15 protein-coding genes are annotated in these 17,671 nt (G+C 70.9%); 4 read left to right on the plus strand and 11 right to left on the minus strand.

Features of this window, described 5'->3' with window-relative positions; translation table 11 throughout:
• Positions 1–4: 4 nt before the first annotated feature.
• The 3 genes from GXW74_RS03730 to GXW74_RS03740 form a co-directional block, all read right to left on the minus strand.
• A complete protein-coding gene (locus GXW74_RS03730; RefSeq protein WP_211844933.1) occupies positions 5–1,177 on the minus strand; it encodes a thiolase domain-containing protein in 1,173 nt (390 codons plus the stop codon).
• 168 nt (positions 1,178–1,345) lie between these two features.
• Complete coding sequence (locus GXW74_RS03735) at positions 1,346–2,371, minus strand: amino acid ABC transporter substrate-binding protein (RefSeq protein WP_211844934.1); 1,026 nt, start codon at positions 2,369–2,371, stop codon at positions 1,346–1,348.
• The gene (locus GXW74_RS03740) at positions 2,368–3,726 is read right to left on the minus strand and encodes an aspartate aminotransferase family protein (protein WP_211844935.1); all 1,359 of its coding nucleotides are present in this window, start codon (positions 3,724–3,726) and stop codon (positions 2,368–2,370) included. Before GXW74_RS03740 ends, GXW74_RS03735 begins: the two co-directional genes overlap by 4 nt.
• 99 nt (positions 3,727–3,825) lie before the next feature.
• On the opposite strand from GXW74_RS03740, the gene GXW74_RS03745 reads away from it, so the two are divergent.
• Positions 3,826–4,740, plus strand: a complete 915-nt coding sequence (locus GXW74_RS03745) for a MurR/RpiR family transcriptional regulator (protein WP_211844936.1) — start codon at positions 3,826–3,828, stop codon at positions 4,738–4,740.
• Positions 4,741–4,852: 112 nt separating this feature from the next.
• Here the strand turns inward: GXW74_RS03745 and GXW74_RS03750 are convergent, their stop codons facing one another.
• The 4 genes from GXW74_RS03750 to tcuA all read right to left on the minus strand — a co-directional run bounded on the left by GXW74_RS03750 (position 4,853) and on the right by tcuA (position 9,929).
• Complete coding sequence (locus GXW74_RS03750; protein WP_211844937.1) at positions 4,853–6,241, minus strand: M20/M25/M40 family metallo-hydrolase; 1,389 nt, start codon at positions 6,239–6,241, stop codon at positions 4,853–4,855.
• 361 nt (positions 6,242–6,602) lie between these two features.
• Positions 6,603–7,223, minus strand: a complete 621-nt coding sequence (locus GXW74_RS03755; protein ID WP_211844938.1) for a M35 family metallopeptidase — start codon at positions 7,221–7,223, stop codon at positions 6,603–6,605.
• Positions 7,224–7,408: 185 nt separating this feature from the next.
• Positions 7,409–8,527 carry a tricarballylate utilization 4Fe-4S protein TcuB gene (tcuB, locus tag GXW74_RS03760; protein ID WP_211844939.1) on the minus strand — a complete coding sequence of 373 codons (1,119 nt, stop codon included), beginning with the start codon at positions 8,525–8,527 and terminating at the stop codon, positions 7,409–7,411.
• 4 nt (positions 8,528–8,531) lie between these two features.
• Positions 8,532–9,929: an FAD-dependent tricarballylate dehydrogenase TcuA gene (gene tcuA / locus GXW74_RS03765; RefSeq protein WP_211844940.1), complete on the minus strand. Its 1,398-nt coding sequence runs from the start codon at positions 9,927–9,929 to the stop codon at positions 8,532–8,534.
• Positions 9,930–10,130: 201 nt separating this feature from the next.
• On the opposite strand from tcuA, the gene GXW74_RS03770 reads away from it, so the two are divergent.
• Positions 10,131–10,730, plus strand: coding sequence for a zinc metalloprotease (locus GXW74_RS03770; protein ID WP_211844941.1), 600 nt, complete (start codon positions 10,131–10,133; stop codon positions 10,728–10,730).
• A gap of 57 nt (positions 10,731–10,787) precedes the next feature.
• Positions 10,788–11,480, plus strand: a complete 693-nt coding sequence (locus GXW74_RS03775) for a GntR family transcriptional regulator (RefSeq protein ID WP_211844942.1) — start codon at positions 10,788–10,790, stop codon at positions 11,478–11,480.
• 188 nt (positions 11,481–11,668) lie between these two features.
• Here GXW74_RS03775 and GXW74_RS03780 read toward each other — a convergent pair whose 3' ends face one another.
• Genes GXW74_RS03780 through GXW74_RS03790 form a run of 3 tightly spaced genes read right to left on the minus strand, consistent with a single transcriptional unit; the run spans position 11,669 to position 14,842 of the window.
• Complete coding sequence (locus GXW74_RS03780; RefSeq protein ID WP_211844943.1) at positions 11,669–12,859, minus strand: M20 aminoacylase family protein; 1,191 nt, start codon at positions 12,857–12,859, stop codon at positions 11,669–11,671.
• A 34-nt stretch (positions 12,860–12,893) separates the two neighbouring features.
• The gene (locus GXW74_RS03785) at positions 12,894–13,220 is read right to left on the minus strand and encodes an NIPSNAP family protein (protein WP_211844944.1); all 327 of its coding nucleotides are present in this window, start codon (positions 13,218–13,220) and stop codon (positions 12,894–12,896) included.
• Between the two features lie 38 nt (positions 13,221–13,258).
• Positions 13,259–14,842 carry an ABC transporter substrate-binding protein gene (locus GXW74_RS03790; protein WP_211844945.1) on the minus strand — a complete coding sequence of 528 codons (1,584 nt, stop codon included), beginning with the start codon at positions 14,840–14,842 and terminating at the stop codon, positions 13,259–13,261.
• A 200-nt stretch (positions 14,843–15,042) separates the two neighbouring features.
• On the opposite strand from GXW74_RS03790, the gene GXW74_RS03795 reads away from it, so the two are divergent.
• Positions 15,043–15,840, plus strand: a complete 798-nt coding sequence (locus GXW74_RS03795; protein ID WP_211844946.1) for an enoyl-CoA hydratase/isomerase family protein — start codon at positions 15,043–15,045, stop codon at positions 15,838–15,840.
• A gap of 185 nt (positions 15,841–16,025) precedes the next feature.
• Here GXW74_RS03795 and GXW74_RS03800 read toward each other — a convergent pair whose 3' ends face one another.
• Positions 16,026–17,642 carry a tetratricopeptide repeat protein gene (locus GXW74_RS03800; protein WP_211844947.1) on the minus strand — a complete coding sequence of 539 codons (1,617 nt, stop codon included), beginning with the start codon at positions 17,640–17,642 and terminating at the stop codon, positions 16,026–16,028.
• Between the last annotated feature and the right edge of the window lie 29 nt (positions 17,643–17,671).

Below are 17,671 nucleotides of genomic sequence, written 5' to 3' on the forward strand. Positions count from 1 at the left end.
ATGATCACTCCCGCTCCATGATGAGGGTGGCGGCACCGTGCCGGTGGCCGAGCAGGCCACCGATGCCGTTGGCCAGCGCGAGCTTGCAGCCCGGCACCTGGACCTTCGCATGCGCCTCGCCGCGAAGCTGGCGCACCGCCTCGATCACCTTGGTCATGCCGCCGCGGTTGGCCGGGTGGTTGTTGCACAGCCCGCCGCCATCGGTGTTGAAGGGCAGCTTGCCGACGCCGCTGATGAGGTTGCCGTCGGCGACGAACTTGCCGCCCTGGCCCTTCTCGCAGAAGCCCAGGTCCTCGAGCTGCATCAGCACCGTGATGGTGAAGCTGTCGTAGATCGAGGCGTACTGGATGTCGGCGGGCTTCACCTTCGCTTCCGCGAAGGCGGCCGCACCGGTGGCGCGCGCCGCGGAGTAGCTGAGGTCCACCTGGCCGCCGCCCTGGTTCTTGGTGGCTTCGGCGCAGCCGAGCACCTTCACCAGCGGACGCTTCAGCGACTTCGCGATCTCCGGCCGCGCGACGATCAGCGCGCCGCCGCCATCGGAGATGACGCAGCAGTCGAGCCGGTGCAGCGGGTCGGCGACCATCGGCGAGTTCACCACGTCCTCGACCGTCACCACCTTCGGCAGCATGGCGTGCGGGTTGTACTGGGCGTGGGTGGAGGCCGCGACCTTGATCCAGGCGAGTTGCTCGGAGGTCGTGCCGTATTCATGCATGTGGCGCGCGGCGACCATCGCGTAGGAGGTCACGACGGTGCGCGCCATCGGGATCTCGAACGGATCGTCCGGGATGTTCGGCGCCCAGGACCGCGGCACCGTGCCCGTCGCCATGCCTTCCGCGCGCGGGCGCCCGGCGAGGGTGATCAGCGCGACGTTGCAGCGGCCTTCCTTGATGGCCTGCGCGGCATGGCCGACATGCATGACGTAGGAGCAGCCGCCCATGTCGGTGGAGTCGACATGGCGGAGCTTCGTCAGCCCCATGTAGTCCGCCTGGTTGATCGGGCCGAGGCCCGGCGCCGCGGCGGTGCAGAAGAAGCCGTCCACGTCGTCCTTGGAAAGGCCCGCATCCTGGAGAGCGCCGTAGGCGACCTCCGCATGCAGCTGTGCGACCGATTGGCCCTCGGCCTTGCGCGTCGGGTGCTCGAAGGCCCCGACGATATAGGCTGCGCCGTTGATGCTCATGGCGGGGGCGTATCCTCCTGTGTTGCGTAGCGGGCGCAGGGAAGCAGCGGTCGCCGCCGCTGTCGAGGGGGCCGCCCCCGCCCTTCCCCGCCTGGCGCCCGGAGTCCGTTCGAGAATGCCGGCACCGGCCGCGAGAATGCGCCGAATGGCGCATTCTCAAACGGGCGTTCAGCGGAAGGGCAGGCCGTAGTGCAGCCCGCCGCGCGAAACCACGTTGTTCTGCCCGCGATGCAGGTTGATCGGCGTTTCCGGGCCGAAATTGCGATCGTAGATCTCGCCGTAGTTGCCGACCGCCTCGATGACCCGCACCACCCAGTCGCGCGGCAGGCCGAGCATGCCGCCGAGATTGTCCTCGGTGCCCAGCAGGCGCTTCAGCGCGGGATCCGTGGCGGTGCGGGCCTGGTCGCGCGCATTGGCCCGGGTGACGCCGCGCTCCTCGGCCTCGACCAGCGCGGCGAGCGTCCAGCGGGCGATCGAGAACCACTCCATGTCGCCGCGCGCGACCGAGGGACCGTAGGGGTCCCGGCTCAGCACCTCGGGCAGCACGAGGAAGTCCTGCGGATTGGGCACCTGGACCGAGACCGCCGCGGCGAGGTCCGCCGCGCCCGCCGTCACCGCGTCGCAGCGGCCGGCGAAGAAAGCCTCCAGCACGATGGCGAAGCGGTCGAAGGTCAGCGGCGTGAAGGGCTTGTTCCGCGCGCGCAGAAAGTCGCCCACCTCCGGCAGGTTGGAGCCGCCCTGGCTCGCGCAGATGGTGGCGCCGTCGAGCTGTTCCATGCGCGTGACGCCGGAGGCGCGCCGCACCATCACGCCGGTGCCGGTGTAGAAGTTCACCCCGACGAAGACGATGCCGAGATTCACGTCGCGGGAGAAGGTCATGACGGTGTCGCGTGCGAGCACGTCCACCTCGCCCGAGGACAGCGCGGTGAAGCGCGTCTGCAGCGTGACGGGCACGAAGGTCACGCGGCGCGGATCGCCGAGCACCGCCGCGGCGAGCGCGCGGCAGTAGTCCACGTCGAGCCCGCGCCATTCGCCGCGGCTGTCCGGCAGCGAGAAGCCGGCGAGCGAGCCGCCCACGCCGCAGCGCAGCGTGTTGTTCGCACGGATGCGGTCGAGCACCGGCCCCGCCTCCGCGGCCGGCGCCGCGACGGCCAGGCCGATGGCCGCAGCCACCAGGGTGAAGAAGCGCCTCATCGCCATCCCTCCGTTGCCATGCAGGCTTCGACCAGCCGGTCCGCGATCAGCGCCACCTCCTCCTCCGTCATCGGGGTGGAGAGGGCGCCGGAGCAATTGGGCGTCAGCAGCACGCCGGCGGCGAGCATGGCCGCGTGGATGCGCGGCAGCGCAGCCGCTTCCGCAACCGTGGGCCGCGCGCTGCGGTAGTCCGTGACCGGCCGCGTGCCGAGATGCAGTCGGAAGAGCGAACCCATGCCGTCAAGCCGTGCCGGCGCGCCGGCCGCGGCGAAGCCCGCATCGGCGCGTGCGCGCAGCATGTCGCCCAGCGCATTCAGCCGCGCCACCGCCGCCGCGTCGTAGTGCGCCAACGAGGCGAGGCCCGCCGCCATGGTCAGCGGATTGGCGCTGAAGGTGCCGCCGAGCGCGACGCGCGGCTTGCCTGCCGCGTGGTCGAACACCGCCATGCGCCCGGCCGCGCCGGAGACGGCGCCGACCGGCAGGCCGCCGCCGATGATCTTGCCGAGCGTCACGAAATCGGGCGCGAGGCCGAAGAGCGGCGAGACGCCCGCGAAGCCGAGGCGGAAATTCACCACCTCGTCCACGATCAGCAGGATGCCGTCGCGCGCGCAGGCCTCCCGCACCGCGGCGATGACCTCGGCCGGCATCGCCACCATGCCGGCCTTCGAGGCATGCGGATCGAGCACGATGGCGGCGAGGCCCGGCCCGTGGCGCCGCAGGATGGCGGCGCAACGGTCGGCGTCGGCGTAAGGGAGCACGACGGTGTCGGCCAGCACCGCCGGCGGCGTGCCCTTGGCGTAGGGAACGGAGGCCGGATTGCCCTCGGCGTCGTCCCAGTTGGCCGGCGTGCTGTCGAGGCTGACCTCCATGTGGTCGTAGGAGCCGTGGTAGCAGCCTTCGAACTTCGCGATGCGGTGGCGGCCGGTGATCCCGCGCGCGCCCTTCACCGCGGCGAGCAGCGCCTCGGTGCCCGAATTGCAGAAGCGGGTCTGTTCCAGCGCCGGATTGCGGGCGGCAAGCGCCTCGGCGAGCGCGATCTCGCCTTCCGTCGGCAGGCCGAAGGCCGTGCCTCGGCCGATCGCCTCGGTCAGTGCCGCGACGATCGGCGGGAAGGCATGGCCGTGCACCAGCGAGAAGAAGTTGTTCGCGCAGTCGAGAATGCGGCGGCCGTCGATGTCGAGGATCCAGCAGCCCTGCCCGCGCGCCGCGTAGGGCGGATGGGGCGCGAACCAGGAGGCGTGGCGCATGGACCCGCCGGGGACGACGCGCTGCTCCCTGAGGAACGCCGCGGCGGAGCGCGACAGCGGCGGATCGAGCCCGACCTCGTTGGTGCGGCGTGGCGCGGCTTCGTTCATCGCGGGCCTCTCTGCTGACCGGCTGACTGAACCATATGATCCATTTCCTGCGCAACTGAATCATTTGGTCCTTCTGTGCGGCATGCGATGATCCGGCCCATGGACTCGGACGAAACCGCCGCCGCGCTGACCGCCCTGCTGCCGGAGGTCGGAGCGCAGATGGCCGGCGCGGCGCGCCACATCCTGGCGCATCCGCAGGATGTGGCGGTGTTCTCGATGCGCGAGCTGGCGCGGCGCGCGGGCGTGCCGCCGGTGACGCTGGTGCGCCTCGCGCAGCGCCTCGGCCTGCCGGGCTATGCCGCGCTGCGCCGGCGCTACGTGGAGGGCGTGCGTGCCGGCCGCGTCTTCGGCGCGGCGGCGACGCGCAACACGGAAGCCGCCCGCGGCATCGCCGCCGCCGCGGCACGCAGCGGGGATGCCGGCGGCTTCGCGGCCGAGTTCTTCGCCGCCGAGCACGACATCCTGCGCGCGGCGGAATCCGGCCTGAACGCAGCGGCACTCGATGAGGCGGTGGAGTTGCTGGCCGGGGCGCGGCGGGTCTTCGTCGCGGCGCGGCGCACCCCCTTCCCTGCCGCCTTCGCGCTGGCCTATGCGCTGCGCAAGGCGCGGCCCGACGTGCTGATGCTGGACGACATCGCCGGCGCGCCGGAGGCGCCGCTCGAGGACCTGGAGCGCGGCGACGTGATCGTCGCCATCACCTTCGCCCCGTACAGCCGCCTGGTGCTCGGCCTGGTGGAACGGGCGGCGCGGGCGGGGGCGCGGGTGATCGGGCTGTCGGATTCCGGCGCGACGCCGCTCGCGCGGCTGGCGGGGCGGCTGCTGTTCGTGGCGCCGACGGCCTCGCGCGCCTTTCCGGAATCGGCGCTGGGCGCGCTGGCGCTGGCGAACCTGCTGGTGGCCATGACGGTGGCGCGGCTCGGTGCGCCGGCGCAGCGGCGCATCCGGGCGAACGAGCAGCGGATCGTGGCCTCGGGGGAATACCTCGAGGCCGGCACCGCGATGCGCCGGCGGTAGCGCGCATCCCTATCCGGCGGAACCGCCCGGTCGGGCGAGGATGCTCGCCACATCGACAGGCCGGGACGGTTGCCGTGCGGCGGAGGGGGCGGCAACCGCCGCAGGGCGGGTGCTACGCCCGCTCCCCGATGTCCCACCACAACCCGGCCATCAGCCCGAGACCCTCGCGCAGCAGGGGCGCCAGGGCGTGCTCGTCTGGCCCATGCTGGTTGCAGCCGGGATAGGAATTCGGGATCCAGATCGCAGGCACGCCGAGGATCTGGCGGAACAGCTCGGTCGGCGAGGAACCGGAGGAATTCGGCAGCAGGTTCGGCTTGCGGTTGCTGCTGCGCGCCAGGCTTTCGACGACGCGCTTCACCCAGGGATCGTCCGGCGGCGTGCGGGACGCCGCGAACATGGCGCGGTTCATCACCTCCTGCACCTTCACCATGCCGAAGCCCTTGGCTTCGAGGTGACGGCGGAGCGCCGGAACGATTGTCTCGGCCGGCACGTCCACGGTGTGGCGCACCTGCAGGCGCGCCCGCGCGCGGCCCTGCACGGCATTGGTCGGGGCATCCGGATGGCCGCAGGTGAAGGCGAGCACGATGACGCTGGTCCAGCCGTAGATCCTGCGCGGCCGGGACAGGCCCGGCTCGCCCCAGTCGGGGCTCGCCTGGGGCATGCCGGGCATGTCCTCGATCGTCAGCGCGTCGATCGCGTCGTTGACGGAGGCCGGGACGCTCTTCGGCAGCCAGTCCTCCACCAGGATCTTCCCGCGCGGCGTGACGATGGTGGACAGCGCATGCGCCAGCACGAAGCCGGCATCGTCCAGCACGCCGCCGAAATGCCCGGAATGATGCTCGGTGGCGCGGAAATCCACGATCAGGTCGAAGGCGACGGCGCCACGTGCGCCGAGCGACAGCTCCGGCAGGAAGGTGGTCTGCCGCGGGCCGTCGAGGGCGATGAACACATCCGCCGCGCAGCGGTCCTTGTGGCGTTCGAGGAATTCGGCGAGGCCGGGGGAGCCGACCTCCTCCCCAGTCTCGACCAGCAGCTTCACGTTGAAGCCGAGCGCGCCGCGTTCGGCGAGCGTCGCGCGCAGCGCCTCGATGGCGATCAGGTGCTGGCCCTTGTTGTCCGCCGTGCCGCGGCCGTACCAGCGGTCGCCCTCGACGGTGACGGCCCAGGGGTCGCGGCCGTTGGACCATTGCGGCGCCAGGCCGCGCACCACGTCGCCATGGCCATAGAGCAGCACGGTGGGGCGGGACGCATCTTCGATGCGCGTCGCCAGCAGCACCGGGCCGCAGCCGGCTTCGGGGTTCTCCAGCACCTCGTGCGTGAAGCCCATCCCGGCGAGCAACGGCGGCAGCGCGCTGTCGCAGTAGCGGCGCAGGTCCGGCAGGCGTTCCGGCAACTGGCTTTCGGTCGGCACGGCGACGAGGTCGCGCAGATGCGCGAGATAGGCGCCGCTGTCGAAGCATTCATGGGCACGGGCGACGGCGCCGCTGCGGGTTCCGGGCATGCGATGGCTCCTCTTCGGGAGGATCATCGCGCAGGAGGCGCGTGGCGCAAATCGCGCAGGAGGGGCGTGGCGCAAATCGCGCGGAATGCGCCTGGCGCAAATCGTGCGGACCAGCGGCCGAAGCAAAGGCGCGGGCGCACCCTCACGAAACGACGTGGCGGCCGAGGCGTCGGCCTCGGGCCTGGAGCGCACAGCGCGACTGCGCGTGGCAAGACCTTGTCGCCGGCTCGCCACGGTCCTGCGAGGGCGAGGCGGGCGGATGCCCGCGGCCCGCCGTCTCAGGGGAAGGAAGCGGTTCCCGCCGGGCCCGTGCGGGATTGCACGGCGCCCGGCGGGGGTTCACTGCCGGCTGGGGGGCAAGTCAGCGCGGCAGGAACTCGGCGAAGTATTCGTAGCTGTCGGCGTTCATCTGCGCGGCAGCGGGGTCGTCCTTGGCCAGCGCCTCGGCACCGCGGGGCTGGTAGGCGTGGTCGCGCGTGCCGAGCGCCAGGTGGCTCATCTCATGCAGGACGATGCCGCCCTGGCTGTCCTGGCCGCTGCGCGCGGCGCGGAAATAGGCGGGGCAGAGGCCCATCGTCTCGCGCGCATTCCCGCCCCAGCGGACATAGGCGAAGGTCGAGCCGCGGCAGGCATCGGCGCGGTTGCATTCGTAGGCGATCCGCCCTTCGCGCTCGTCGAGGCCGGCGGCGATGGCGCGGAAGTTCTTGGCGATGGCACCCGCCGGGTTGGAGCCGAAGAAGCGCGCCAGGTGCGGCCTGGTCGCCTCGATGTCCAGGGTGAGCGCGGCGATGGCGCGGTTGGTCATCTGGCGGGCATCGGCGAAGCCGCGGCGGACGACGACCATCTGTTCGGCGGTGCAGGTGCCGTTGCGCGTCAGCTCCGGGGCCTGGCCCTGCTGACCCTTCGTGCCCTGCGCGGCGGCCGGCAGCGGCGCCAGCGCGATGGCGGCGAGAGCGGCGGCGGTTGCGAAGGTCTTGCGCATCTTTCGGTTTGCCTCGGGTTCGAGTGGCAGACGAAAGATGCGTCAGCGCGACGGATCCGGCGCTGAAACGGTTCAGGCGCGCTGCCGCGGTTCCGCCATGATTCGCGGAGCGGTGGTTCACCCCTTCGGCGCGACGGCCGGGTCGTGAAGGCCGGAGGGGCAGCGCCCCTCCAACCCCGCGCCCCTCAGGCGGCCGAAGCCGCCGGCGCCGCGCCGCGCTTCTCCTTCGCGTTCCGCAGCAGCGCGAGCCCGCGGTACACGCCGTGCACCATCTTCGAGTACGGCATCACCACGAAGAAGGCGAAGACCAGCCCGAGGTGGATGGCCAGCATCACCCCCATCGCCCCGGTGTGGCGCACGGCCAGCAGCAGCAGCCCCGTCGCGGCGATGAGGAACAGCAGCGCCAGCATGGCGAACTCCCCGCCTGCCAGCTTCCTCGCGACGGGCACGGGATCGGTGATGATCTTCACATGGGCGAGGCCGGCGGCCCCGATCATCATCAGCACACCGCCCCAGGTGCCGAACTGGACCGGCAGCGAGAAGAAGGCATGCGGCGACTTCCAGCCGAAGACGTAGTGGTAGATCGTGCCCGTGCAGGTGGCGGCGAAGCAGAGCATGAAGCCGCCGAACAGCGCCTGGTGCAGCCACCGGCGGCGCATCGAGAAGCCTTCGTCGAGGTCGTTGCAGCCATGCCCGCCGCCGCCGAGGTTGCGCATGGTGACGATGTCCACCGCGGCCTCCGCGGTCGGCGCGGGGGCGAAGGCGCCGGCCGGGCTGCCCGTCGCGCGCCAATAGCTCCTCGCGCCCATCGCCATGGCGAAAAGCGCATAGCCGAAGGTCAGCACGCCGAGCGAGATCATCAGCCAGTGCGGAATGACGCGGAAGAAGGCGCCGGCGCCGCGCTGCGCGGACCACAGCACCGCCGGATCCTGCAGCGCCACCGTCAGGACCAGCACCAGCGCGACGCCGAGCGCCGCGAGCAGCGAGACGACCGTGCCATTGCGCGCGAACAGCGCGCCCATCGGCGCCGGCCAGGCATGCTGCGCGTAGGTCTCGTTGCGCAGCTCGGCGAAGGTGACGGGGATATTGATGCCGAAGGGATGCGGCGGCGCGTACTGGCAGGCGTGGTAACAGCCCTTGCAGCCGTGGCAGAGATTGGCGAGGTGCGTGAGGTCGCCTTCGGTGAAGGCGCGGCGCATCGTCATCGCCGGGAAGACGGCGCAATAGCCTTCGCAGTAGCGGCAGGCGTTGCAGATCTCCATCTGCCGCCGGGCTTCGGCGACGGTCTCGCTTTCGGTCGCCATCTTCTCAGTTCCTCACCAGCTTGGCGGCTTCCTCGCCGGCGATGCGGCCGAAGACCGTGCCGATCGCCATGCCGAACCCCGCCAGGTATCCCTGGCCGAGGATGTTGCCGGACATGATCTCCCCGCTCGCGAACATGTTCGCCGAGGGCGAGCCGTCGGCCATCATCACGCGGGCACGCTCGTTCACCTTCACGGAGAGGAAGGTGAAGGTGATGCCCGGGCGCAGGGGGTGGCAGTAGTAGGGCGGCGTGTCGATCCGCCGGGCCCAGTGGGATTTCGGCGGCGCCAGCCCCTCGGTGCGGCAGTCGTCGAGGGTCTGCGCGCTGAAGGTGCCGGGCTGCACCGCGGCGTTGTAGTCGGCGACGACCTTTTCCAGCTTCACCGCATCAAGACCGATCTGAGCCGCGAGTTCCGCGATGCTGTCCGCGCGGTAGGGCGCGAAGACCGGCGGCAGGTAGTCGAGCTGCGCCTGGCTGTCGTTGATGGCGAAGGCGACCTGCCCCGGCTGCTGCGCGATCAGCCGGCCCCAGATGGCGTAGCGCTTCGGCCAGACATCCTCGCCCTCGTCGTAGAAGCGTTCGACGTCGCGGTTCACGACGACGGAGAAGGGCACGCAGTCAAGCCGCATGGCGAGGCCGCCATCCTCCATCGGCGCGCGGGCGTCGTTGGCGACGGCGTGGAACTGCGTCGGGTCGCCCACCTCCTGCACGCCCTGCCCCAGCAGGTCCTTCAGGATGCGCCCCTGGGCATAGGGCGTGCCGCGGATCTGGAAATTGTCGGCGGCATCGCCCCAGTACTTGCGCAGCCATTCGCGATTGGCCTGGAAGCCGCCGGCCGAGGCGACGAAGGCCTTGAACCTGATCTTCGCCGGGAAGCCGCGGTGGGAGACGACGGCCTCGGTCGCGAAGCCGTCCTTCATCTCGATGTGCTGCACCTCGGTGTCGTAGAGGATGACGATTCCGAGGGCTTCCGCCGTGCGGTACAGCGCATTCACCAGCGCCTTGCCGCCACCGAGGAAGAAGGCGTTGGTGCGGGACAGCGAGAGCGTCCCCGACAGGGATGGCTGGAACACCACCCCGCAAGATTCGAGGAAGCCCGGCGCATGCTCGCTGGCGCGGATGCACATGCGCGCCAGCGCTTCGTTGGTCTTGCCGGCGGTGACGCGCTTCAGGTCGTCCCAGTATTCCTCCTCAAGATAGGAGTCGGTCAGTACGCCGGTCGGGCCATGGTGCAGGGCGCGCACGTTGCGCGTATGGCGTGAATTTCCGCCGCGCATCGCCTTGGGCGCGTGCTCGGCCAGCAGCACCGTCGCCCCCGCCCGGCGCGCGGTGATTGCGGCGCAGAGCGCGGCATTGCCGCCGCCGGCGACGAGGACGTCGAAGGTCTCTGTCAGGTCCACCACGAGGCAGCCCCCTTACGGCGAATGCGGTTATGTATCCAGATGAATCCATTCATATACGACCGGCTACGGATGGCAAGCCGCGCGGCCGAAAGCCAAGCCTGGCCTGCGGAAGGGTGATCCCTGCGGAAAATTTCGTTTCGTATTCATACGTAATTGGTGACACTCGGCGCGCCACGACATCCGTGTTTCGGGGAGAGGCGCATGGGCGTCCTTAAAGTCACGCTGTTCCACGTCAGCCCGGTAGCCGGCTGGGCGAGCGGCGTCTTCCACAAGCAGATCGCGAAGGGAAACGCCTTCCTGCGAACGCGCGGGCTCCAGTTCGACCCCTATCCGAAGGTCGGCAGCATGGAACTGGAATGGAGCGCACCGCTGTCGGAGAACGGGCGCATCGGGGAGGGCCTCGCCCAGCGGCTCGCGCTGCGCGCCCTGGCGCATGCGCGCTATGCCAGCCTCGACAATCGCCTGCCGGTGATCCTGTGCCAGATCGGCGGCGGCGGCGGCGAGGCGCCGGGCTCGATCCACCAGAAGCTCGACTGGCTGCCCTGGGTCATCATGGACGCCTTCACCCTGAACGAGGACGGGCTGACGCTGACCCATGAGGCGGGCCACTGCGCCGGCCTGAAGCACCCGGGGGACGAGCCATTCGGCGAACCGCGCCTCATGCAGAACGGCCAGGCGGTGACGGACAACCTGATGGCCTACGGGACCTTCGATATCGAGGCGCAGAAACACGGTCCGCGAACTATGGTGGAGGACTGGCAGATCGATGCCCTCCGGAGCGCCTACTTCCATTCTTCCTGAAGCAGCGTCACAGGGCTTTCCTTCCGCGCTCCACGCGCCATCGGCTATAGGTCCGCCATGGATGGTGCTCCGATCTCCTCGCGCGACCTCGGGCAGGAAGCCTATGCCCGGATCCGGGCCGCGATCCGGGCCGGCGCACTCGCGCCCGGCGAGCGGCTGACCGAAACCGACCTCGCCACGCGCTTCGGCGTCTCCCGCACGCCGGTCCGCCAGGCGATCGCACGGCTGGAAGCGGAGGGGCTGCTGACCCACGAGGCCCGACGGGGCCTCGCGGTCACGCGGCCGGATCACCAGCAGGTGGTCGAGCTCTATGTCATGCGCGAGGTGCTGGAAGGCGCCGCCGCGCGGCTCGCCGCCCAGCATGCGAGCGAGACCGAGATCTCCGCCATGGTCGAGCTCGTGGAGCGCGAACCGGAAGCCTTCGGGGACGCCGCCGCGCTCGCCGCGGTGAACCAGCGCCTGCACGGGCTGCTCTACCTCGCCGCACACAACCGGTACCTGCTCAGGAGCCTCGAACAGCTTGCCGCCACCATGTCCCTGCTGCCGACGCTGCTGACGCACGGCGGACGCGCGGAGCAGGCACATGCGGAACACCGCGCCGTCATCGAGGCCATCGTGAAGCGCGATGGGGAGGCGGCGGAGGCGGCGGCGCGGCACCACGCCCGCACGGCACAGAAGCACCGGCTCGCCTGGATGGTCGGGACGCTGGGCGTGCCGCTCGCGGCACCCGGGGCTGCACCGGCGGATTGACGCCTCGCCGGGCGCACTGGTGGCACTTTGAGAGGGGCGCTGCCCCTCTCAAACTCTCCCCGCCAAAGGCCAAAAGGCCTTGGGAAACCAATCCTCAAGGTATCGCGGGTGCAGGGACCGTGTCCGTTGCCGGGGGAGCTTGAGGGGGCGCCGCCCCCTCAATCCCGGCCTGCCTTGTTCCGTGCGCCCTACCCGAGTTCCTGCCGCACCAGCCCGACCCAGAACGCCACCCCGCATGGCAGCGCCGCATCGTTGAAGTCGTAGAGCGGCGTGTGAAGCGCATGGACGTTGCCGTCCGGCGCGCTGCCATTGCCGATGAAGATGAGGCCCCCCGGCTTCGCCTCCAGCATGAAGGCGAAATCCTCCCCGCCGGTCACGGGCGGCACGGCGGCATCGACCCCGGCCGTGCCGGCCAGGGCGGTCGCCGCGGCGACCATGGCCTCCGTCTCCCGCTCATGGTTGATCAGCGGGACGGTGCCCCAGAACAGCGTCGTCTCCGCCTTTGCCCCCTGCGTCGCGGCGGCGAGGTCCGCGAGTTCGCGGATGCGCCGCTCCAGCAGATCCTGCATGGGCCGGGTGAAGGCGCGCATCGTGCCGCCGATCAGCAGTTCGGAGGGCATCACGTTCAGCGCCTCCCGCGTGCCGGCGGCGATGTGGCCGACGCTGATCACGACGCTTTCCAGCGCCGGCACGTCGCGGCTGACGATGCCCTGCAGCGCCTGCACGAAGATCGCCTGCACCAGGGCAAGGTCGTTCGCGAGATGCGGCGAATTCCCGCCATGCCCGCCCGAACCGCGGAAGGTCACGATCCAGCGGCCGGAGGCAGCCATCAGCGGGCCCTTGCGCAGGCTGAACCGGCCGATCGGGATCCCCGGCATGTTGTGCATGCCGTAGACCGCATCGCAGGGGAAACGCTCGAACAGCCCGTCGTCGAGCATCGCCTTCGCGCCGCCGCGGCCTTCCTCGGCCGGCTGGAAGATGAAGTGCACCGTGCCGGCGAAGTCGGGGTCCTCCGCCAGCACGCGGGCGGCGCCGAGCAGCATGGTCGTGTGCCCGTCATGGCCGCAGGCATGCATGCGGCCCGGCACGGTGGAGGCATGGGGCAGGCCCGTGCGCTCGGTCATCGCCAGCGCGTCCATGTCGGCGCGCAGGCCGATGGCGCCCTGCCCCGGCCGCTTGCCCTTGAGCGTGCCGACCACGCCGAACCGGCCGACGCCTTCCGTGGTCTCGATCCCGAGGGCCCGCAGTTCGTGCGCGACGAGGGCGGCGGTGCGTTCCTCCTCCATGCCCAGTTCGGGGTGGGCGTGGATGTCGCGCCGCAGCGCGGTGAGCTCGGGGAGGTGGCGTTCGATGCGGGCTAGCGTGCCGGCGGTGTCCATGTCGTCTCCGTTCGCATGCTTGGCTGCGGCCTGCCTACTTCACCGCCGAGAAGGCGGTCGGCTGCAGGATGGCGTTGGTGATGTTCGCGACGATCGCGCCGTCCTTCTCGGTCTCGGCGCGCTTCGCGATCCATTCCGGGTCGCTCTGGAAGGCGGCCCATTTCGCCTCGCGTTCCGCCAGCGAGGACCATTCGAGCAGGTAGTACAGATCCTGGTTGGAGTCCCCGATCACCGTCGTCCAGAAGCCTGCCTGGCGGATGCCGTGCTTCTCCCACAGCTTCAGGGTGATGGTGTCGAACCGCCTGAGCAGCGCCGGCAGGCGGCCGGGCACGCAGCGGTAGATGCGGAGCTCATGGATCATGGCGGACGTCGTTCCTTCCCGTTGTCGTGGTCCAGGCCTCAGGCGCGGCGCACGCCCCAGAACAGCGCGGGGCCGCCCTTCACCACGCCGGTGATGGACCGGCGATAGGCCTGCGGCGGCATCACCAGGCCGAGCGGGACGAAGGGCACTTCCTGCCAGACGGTGCGCTGGATCTCGGCCGCGATGCGCTTCTCCGCGTCGAGGTCGGGGGCTTCGAACCACGCCTCGCGCAGTTCCTCGAGGCGCGGGATGGTCGGCCAGCCGGCCCAGGCGCCGGTGCCGTTGCCGCGGATGGGCTGGTGGCTGCCAGGCACCGACACATCGAGCCCTTCCCAGGTGGTGCAGAAGGCGCTCCAGCCGCCCTGGTCCACCGGGCCGCGATTGGTGCGGCGCTGGATATGCGTGCCCCAGTCCATCGCCACGAGATCGACGTTGAAGCCGACGCGCCGCATCGTGTCGGCGGCGACCTCGGCGAGGTTCTGCAGCACCGGCAGGTCGGTGGCGGAGAGCATGACCACGCGTTCGTTGCGGTAGCCGGCATCGCGCAGCGCGCGCTGCGCCGCCTCGATGCTGCGCGGTCCGGAGAGCACCTCCAGCCCGGCATCGTTCGCGAGCGGCGTGCCCGGCGTGAAGACGCCCGCCGGCACGGCGGACAGCGAGGAATCCGTGCCGATCGCCGCATCCATGAAGGCGCGCTGGTCGATCGCCGGCAGCAGGGCCCGCCGCACCGCCGGGTTGTCGAACGGGGGATGCAGGAAGTTGAAGCGCAGCACGCCGAGATTGCCGGCGCTGTTGATGCGGTCCACCACGATGTCGCGGTGGCGCCGCAGCAGCGGCAGCAGGTCCGCGAGCGGCGTCTCCCACCAATCGGCCTCGTTGTTCTGCAGCGCTGCGGCGGCGGTCGCGGGGTCGGGCATGATCCGCCACTCGACGCGATCGAAATGCACCGGCTTGCCGCCGGCCAGGAAGTCCGAAGGTTCCTGCCGCGTCTCGTAGCGCTCGAAACGCTCGTAGACGGCGATGTCGCCGGGGCGGAACAGGTCCTGGCGGAAACGGAAGGGGCCGGAGCCGGTGTAGTCGCGGATCTGCTGGAAGGGATCGGTCTGCGCCACGCGCTCGGGCATGATGGCGCAGATGTTGGCAGACGGCTTGCCGAGCGCCCAGGCCAGGCCCGCCCAGGGCTTCTTCAGGCGGATCTCGAACTTCGAATCGTCGATCGCGCGCATGCCGTCGAGCAGCCCGCCCAGCCTCTGGCCGAGCACGTCCCGCTTCGACCAGCGCGCGATGGAGGCGATGCAGTCGCCGGCGCGCACCGGCTCGCCGTCGTGGAACCGCAGGCCGGGCCGCAGCGTGATGGTCCAGGTCAGGCCGTTGCCGGTGATCTCGTGGCCCTGGGCCATCTGCGGCCGCGGGCGGAAATCGGCGCCGAGGCCATAGAGCGTGTCGTAGATCATCAGCCCGTGGTTGCGGACGACCACGGCCGTGCTCCAGACCGGGTCGATGTTGGACAGGTTGCTCTGCGGCATGAAGCGGAGCGTGCGCGCGGCAGCCTGGCCGAAGGCGATGTTCGGCGAGGCGAGGCCGGCGGCAGTGACGGCGAGGACGGCACGGCGCGTGGGCATGTCGGTGTCCCTGGGTGACGGCGGGGGTCGCGGAGCGGCCCGCGGGCAAGCATGGATCGTGCCTGCCGGGCGGTCCAGGCCGGCGGGCGCGCCATGCCGCCAGGACAAGGATGCCTCCCACCGCCCGGGCAGCGCGGGGCGCTGACACGGCGCCGCGTCCGTCGCAGTCTGCGCATCATCGAAGAACCGAGGAACCGACCATGGACCTGCCGCAGTACGAGACCCTCGCGCTGGAGACGCCCGAGCCGCACATCCTGGTCGTGCGGCTGAACCGGCCCCACGTCTCGAATGCGCTCAACACGCAGATGGGGCGGGACCTGCATGCCGAATGGTCGCGCCTGATCGCCGAGCCCGGCGACATCCGCTGCGTCGTCTTCGCCGCGGCGGGCGAGAAGGCCTTCTGCGGCGGCGGCGACCTCAAGGAGCGCAATGGCATGACCGACGCGCAGTGGCGCCACCAGCACGAGATCTTCGAACGCGCCTTCTGGACGCAGATGGATTGCCCGATCCCGATCATCGCCGCGGTGTCGGGCCACGCCTATGCCGGCGGGCTCGAGATGGTGCTGGCCTCGGACTTCGCCTATGGCGTGGACACGGCGCGCTTCGCGCTGACGGAAGTGACGATCGGCATCATGCCGGGTGCCGGCGGTACGCAGAACCTGCCGCGCGTGGTGGGGGAACGCCGCGCGAAGGAGATCATCCTCACCGGCCGCCCCTTCACCGCCGCGCAGGCGCTGGAATGGGGCATCCTCAACCGCATGTGCCCGGCCGAGGAACTGATGCCGGCGGTGCTGGACACGGCGCGCACCATCGCGGGAAATGCGCCGCTGTCGGTGCGCCAGGCGAAGAAGTCGATGCATTTCGGCCTGCAGATGGATATCCGCACGGCGCTGCGCTTCGAGATCGAGGCCTACAACCAGCTCGTCAACACCGAGGACCGCATCGAAGGCATCCGCTCCTTCAACGAGAAGCGGAAGCCGGTGTTCAAGGGGCGCTGACCGCCCCCGCCCTCAAGCCCTCCGCGCAAAGGTTCCAGCCTGGCGCGGAGGGCATTGCGCGCCGCTTCGCAGGGCGGCCACGCGGCGGAGGAAGACCGCGGATGGCGGGTGCGCGAACCGGCATCCGTCCCGTGCCCGGTCCCCGTCGGCTGCGACGCCGAGGACGGGCGCCGCCGGCGCGATCCTCACGGGTTGGCGGCGATGAAGGCGCGCGCGGCCACGACCTCCGTCACACCCGGATCGGCGCGGGCCGCGATCACGAGCAACTGCGCATAGTGCCGGCGCGCCGCATCCCGCTGGCCGCCGAGTTCCGCCGCGCGGCCCGCGCCGTACACGGCGCGGAAGCGCCGCGGCTCGGTCTGCTCCACCGCCTCGAACTCCCGCTGCGCCTCGGCATGGCGGCCCATGAGCAGCAGCATCTCGCCGCGCTGCTCGCGCGCGGGGAACAGCGGCCCCGGCGTGACGGGGTGCTTGTCGGTGCGGTCTTCGCGCGTCGCCGCCTCGGCCATGATCTCCAGGGCGCGGTCGCGCTCGCCACGCGCGAAGGCCACCCAGGCCTCGGCCGAAAGCCGCAGGATCTCCGTCTGCTCCGCCCAATAGGCGTCGTTCGCGGCGCGGAGCGCGGCCGCTGCGGCCTTCAGCGCCTCGACATCCGCCATGGCCGCGTCGGGGCGCCCTGCGCGTGCGGCACCGATCGCGCGGGCGAAGTGGGTGTTGGCGACGACGAGCGGCGCGGTCTGCCGCCCCGGCGTCAGCGCCGCGGCGTCCTCCCACCGGCCGCGCTCCAGCGCCACCCGCGCCGGCATCACGGTCAGCGCCCAGGCGAAGATCGGTGCCGGGGCGTTCCACTGCGCGAAGCGGCCAAGATCAGCGACGACGCGTCGCGCAGCCTCGATCTGGCCGGTCTGCAAATAGCCATAGACCATGTAGTCGAGCGCATGGACCTCGTCGAAGATGGCCTCCCGCGCACGCGCCGTTTCGGCGGAGCGCTGATTGGTCGTGATGGAATCCTCCCAGCGCCCCACGCGGGTGAAGATGTGGGAGGGCATGTGCAGCGCATGCGGCGCATCCGCGGCGATCGCCGCGTACCGCTCCGCCGCCGGCACGCCCCGCGCGGCGAGCGCCGGCGTGTCGAAGGTATGGATAAGGTAGTGCGCGACGCCCGGGTGCTGCGGCTGGCGCGCCCATTCGCGTTCGAGGATCTCGGCCGCCCGGATCTGGCGTGCATAGGTCTTGTCGGTCGGCGGCGCGACCATGACGAGGGCGAGCGCATAGTGGATGCCGACCTCGGGATCGTCCGGGAAGCGCTGATGGAGCTGCGCCATCGCCTGCTCGTAGCGCTCGAGCCGGGCGCGGTGCGTCGTCGGGTCCTCATTGCCGTAGAGTTCCGACAGCGCGGCGATGAAGCCGGCCTCGCGCTCGCTCCGCGCGCCGATGCGCTGCGCCTCGGCCAGCAGGGCACGGCCGGCGCGCAGATTGGCAACGGTCGTCACGGTGAAGGGATTGACCAGCAGCGCCAGCGCCTCCCCCCAATAGGCCATGACGCAGTTCGGGTCGCGCTGGCGGACGCGCTGGAACGCCTCGGCCGCTGCCTGGTACCAGAAGGAGTGCTGCAGCTTCATCGCCTCGTCGAAGGCGGCCTGCGCCTCCGGCGTACAGGTGACGGGGAAATGCACCTGCCCGAGCGTCGCGGCGGACGGTGGCGCGCCGCCATGCGCGTGGCCCTGCTGTTGCGATCCTGCGGGGGACGCGCAGAGCGAAACGCCCAGGGCGACCGCCCAGGGGACAATCAGCTTCGGCATCTCTTCCTCCCTAGCCGGGAGGCCCGTCC

Source organism: Neoroseomonas eburnea, from assembly GCF_018129005.1.
Classification (GTDB): domain Bacteria; phylum Pseudomonadota; class Alphaproteobacteria; order Acetobacterales; family Acetobacteraceae; genus Neoroseomonas; species Neoroseomonas eburnea.